3 protein-coding genes and 2 pseudogenes are annotated in these 3,667 nt (G+C 67.2%); 4 read left to right on the forward strand and 1 reads right to left on the reverse strand.

The window, feature by feature from the left end; all coding sequences use genetic code 11:
* Positions 1-305 precede the first annotated feature (305 nt).
* The 3 genes and pseudogenes from AB0M18_RS36500 to AB0M18_RS36510 all read left to right on the forward strand — a co-directional run.
* Positions 306-617, forward strand: coding sequence for a hypothetical protein (locus AB0M18_RS36500; RefSeq protein ID WP_365765700.1), 312 nt, complete (start codon positions 306-308; stop codon positions 615-617).
* Positions 618-1,469: 852 nt separating this feature from the next.
* A pseudogene (locus AB0M18_RS36505) lies at positions 1,470-1,699 on the forward strand (Tn3 family transposase); the annotation flags it as partial.
* A gap of 22 nt (positions 1,700-1,721) precedes the next feature.
* Positions 1,722-2,593 (forward strand): annotated as a pseudogene (locus tag AB0M18_RS36510) (IS5 family transposase); the annotation flags it as partial.
* An 11-nt stretch (positions 2,594-2,604) separates the two neighbouring features.
* Here the strand turns inward: AB0M18_RS36510 and AB0M18_RS36515 are convergent.
* Positions 2,605-2,940 (reverse strand): hypothetical protein, encoded by a 336-nt coding sequence (locus AB0M18_RS36515; protein WP_365765703.1) that lies wholly within the window; start codon positions 2,938-2,940, stop codon positions 2,605-2,607.
* 203 nt (positions 2,941-3,143) lie between these two features.
* On the opposite strand from AB0M18_RS36515, the gene AB0M18_RS36520 reads away from it, so the two are divergent.
* Positions 3,144-3,667 (forward strand): leucine zipper domain-containing protein (locus tag AB0M18_RS36520; protein WP_365765705.1); only part of this gene is annotated, 524 nt, incomplete at its 3' end.

The following is a 3,667-nucleotide window of genomic DNA, read 5'->3' on the forward strand; positions in this document are numbered from 1 at the left end:
CAGCAGCCTCGGCTACCGCAGCCCAGCCGAATACGAGACCGCCCTCGCAGCCTGACCACCACACCAAACGTGTCCGTCAAAGCGGAACAAGCTCATCCCCCGCAGGGCCGGTTGTCGACGGTGCACGGACCGGGTCCCGCGCACGAAGCCTGCCCAGACACGTCGATCGCTGGGCCCGCCGCTCAAGCGTCGTGACGACCTCCTGGCTGTCCGTGGTCAGTACCGCGAGCAGGCGGGAAGCCAGGTGTCAGCACGGTTGTCTGCCGCAGGCGACGGCCCTCGAAAGGCTGGTGCATGCCGTGGCCGTGGCAGGCACCGCCGGCGCCGCTCCCCGCCATGCCACTGTGCCCTTCGCCGCACAGGCGAAAGCCCTCGGACTGAACTCCGGGCAGGTGAAGGCTCTGCAGAGGCGGGCCGATTCATACCTCGCCGAGCGGGGCGGCACGCAGATCGCCGCCAACAGGATCAGGCTTGCCGATGGCTCCACTCTCGTGCTCGCTCTGCCGGGCACGAAGGGATCCCTCGGAAAGGAGCAGAACGGTCCTTCCGTCGCATCGTACGCGTGCGATGACGGCCACTTCTGCGCCTTCAGCGGCCCAACTTCACCGGCGATGTGATCGACATGTACCGGTGCGCCGAATACAGCATCCCGTGGTCGGGATACGGATCGTGGAAGAACAACCAGACGACCAGCAGGGTGGCCAGCTTCGAAATCTCCGACTGCGTCTCGCGCCGGCACGACGGCGGCGCCTACTCCCAGGACCCCTACTCCGACTGGAGCTGGGTCTGGTATGTGAGGCTGACTCCCCTCCCCGGCACCGGCGGGACCGAACCACGCTCGGTAGTCAACTGAGCGCGTGCCCGCACCGCATGGCCGGCGGAGCGACTCTGACAAACAGGATTCGCCCGTCCAGGAAGTACGCTCACTGCTGACAGCGGGGTGGGGGACGGTCCTCGGCGGACTGTCCCCCACCCCCTTTCTCTCCGGGGTCACCGATATGAACATCATCCGAAGGCGCGGCGGACGGTCCGAACTGTTCGTGACCGACGAGCCGTGGGATCCCACGTACGCGTAGCGGTTCGTAGACGGTACGTCACCAGCATGGAGGGGCGGAGCTCTTCCCGAACTTCGACGAGCTCAGGATCTAACGATGGTCGCCTTGCCCGCTCCGAGCTCCTGGCCGGTGCTGCGACGCTGGCGAAGGTTTCCCTGCTGTCCGCGAAAACCGACGCGATCTCGTTCATCGCCGGCCTTCCCCGATTGCGGCGGATGGAGGCTAACGGGATTTCCAGCAGGCGGCGGACAGAGACGCTGTTCAGGTCGGTGGCAGCTCCCCACCGGGCGAACGTCACACCCGACGGGCCCTTTGCCGCCACGAGGTGGCGGGCAGCCGACCTTGCGGCATCGCAGCTCTGCCCAGCCCGCCGCTGCCCAGGCCCTGACCGGACCGTACGAGGTCTTTCGCCGCCTCGCCCGCGCGATCTGGCACGGAGGCCGGGGCCAGATCCGGCAGGCGTACCACGAAGGCCAGGAAGACCAGCTTGCCGCTCTCGGCCTGGTCCTCAACGCCGTGGTCCTGTGGAACACCTGCTACTGGATGCCGCCGTTGCCCTGCTGCGTGCCGAAGGCCACGACATCAGGGACGAAGACGTCGCCCGCCTCTCCCCTCTCAAGGACCGGCACATCAACCTTCTAGGACCTGTCTGACAATAGATCTTGGGTGGGTCGTGGTGAGCTGACGGATGCGGCGTGGGAGCGGATAGCGCCGCTGCTGCCAGGTGCTGGCGGGCGGGGTCGGCCGTGGAGGGATCACCGGCAGGTGATCAACGGGGTGTTGTGGCGGTTGCGGACCGGTGCTCCGTGGCGTGACCTGCCGGAACGATACGGGCCGTGGCAGACGGTCTATGAGCGGTTCGCCCGCTGGGAGACGAACGGGACCTGGGCCCGCCTGCTTGAGGAGGTCCAGGTCCGGGACGACTCGGTTGAGGGGGTGGAGTGGACGGTGTCGGTCGACTCCACGATCAACCGGGCCCATCAGCACGCGGCCGGCGCCCGCAAAGAGCGGCGGCGTCGGGGGACGAACTGGAAGATCCGGCACGCGCGACGGCTGGCCAGGCGCTCGGTCGGTCCCGAGGGGGTCTGACCACCAAAGTCCATCTGACGTGCGACGGCCGGGGCCTGCCCTTGGTCGTCGTCACCCCAGGAAACGTCAACGATTCCACCGTCTTCGACGAGGTTCTGGACGCGGTGAGGGTTCCCCGGGCCGGTGCCGGGCGGCCGCGTTGCAGGCCGGAGGCAGTCATCGCCGACAAGGCGTATTCGTCCCGCGGGATCCGCCGGATGCTGCGGCGGCGGGGCATCCGGGCGGTGATCCCGGAACGAGCCGATCAGAAGGCCAACCGCGTGCGGCGCGGAAGGGCCGGCGGCAGGCCACCAGCCTTCGATCGCGAGCTCTACAAAGCCCGAAACGTCGTCGAACGCTGCTTCAACCGACTGAAGCAGTTCCGCGCGATTGCGACACGCTTCGACAAACTGGCTGCCCGCTATCGGGCCGGGCTTCACCTCGCGTCACTCGTCCTCTGGCATCGCGAAACACGGGATGATCAGTCGCCGACAAACCATAGGTATCTGCCCGGAGTCTGTGAGCAGGACCGCAGCAGCCTCTCAAGGTCAAGGACGGCTACCGTCTGGGACGGCCCCGAACACCGCTGCAACAGGTCAGGCACCTCCCGCAGCGCAGCTTGCGCCTGTTGTTCATCGAACAACGTGTCCCCGTAAGGATCCACACGCGCGAGGTTGCCTTGCTGGGTCTCGTCCAAGCCGAGCAACACGTCGGCCAGTTCGTCGCCGTGCTCGTACGACCCACGGATCAAAGTCCCCCTGGACCGATCCCAGTCCAGAACAGGCCGGTCGACATGCAGTTCTATCTCGACGCCCACATTGGTTCCCTTCGAGCAGCCGCACCGAGCAGCCAAATTTCCGGCGATCAGTCAAGCAGACGCAGCTGGCGACCTGAGATCATTTACCAGACAGTCCCTAGGTGTATTGATCACGAGCGTTGTTAACGCTGGGGGGGTCTTGATCATGGCGAAGACCTCCGGTGTGGTGGAGGTGTCTAGGACTACACCGCACGGAGGTCTTCGTGTCCCACCGTAATGCCCGCCTGACCCTTCACGGCAGGCGGCTCCTGGTCGAGCGAGTCCTGGCGTGCCGTCCGGTCGCTCATGTGGCCGCCGAGATGGGCATATCGAGGCCCACGGCCCACAAATGGGTCCGCCGTTGGAAGAACGAAGGTGACGCGGGCCTGGCCGACCGCTCTAGCAGGCCGGGCAGGACCCCGCACCGGACACCGGCCGCCGTGGAAGAGCAAGTCTGCGGCCTGCGACGGACCCGCAAGCTGGGACCGGCCAGGATCGGCCCGATCCTGGGCCTGCCCGCCTCCACCGTGCACCGGATCCTGACCCGCCACCGGCTCAACCGCCTGGCCTGGCTCGACCGCCCGACCGGCACCGTGATCCGCCGCTACGAGCGTGACCGCCCAGGCGAGCTGATCCACATCGACGTGAAGAAACTCGGCCGGATCCCCGACGGCGGCGGCCATCGCGTGCTGGGCCGCGACGCGGGCCGGCCCGTCCGCGGCATGGGCTTCGACTACGTCCACTCCGC

The organism is Streptomyces sp. NPDC051909 (genome assembly GCF_040681095.1).
Taxonomy (GTDB): Bacteria; Actinomycetota; Actinomycetes; order Streptomycetales; family Streptomycetaceae; genus Streptomyces.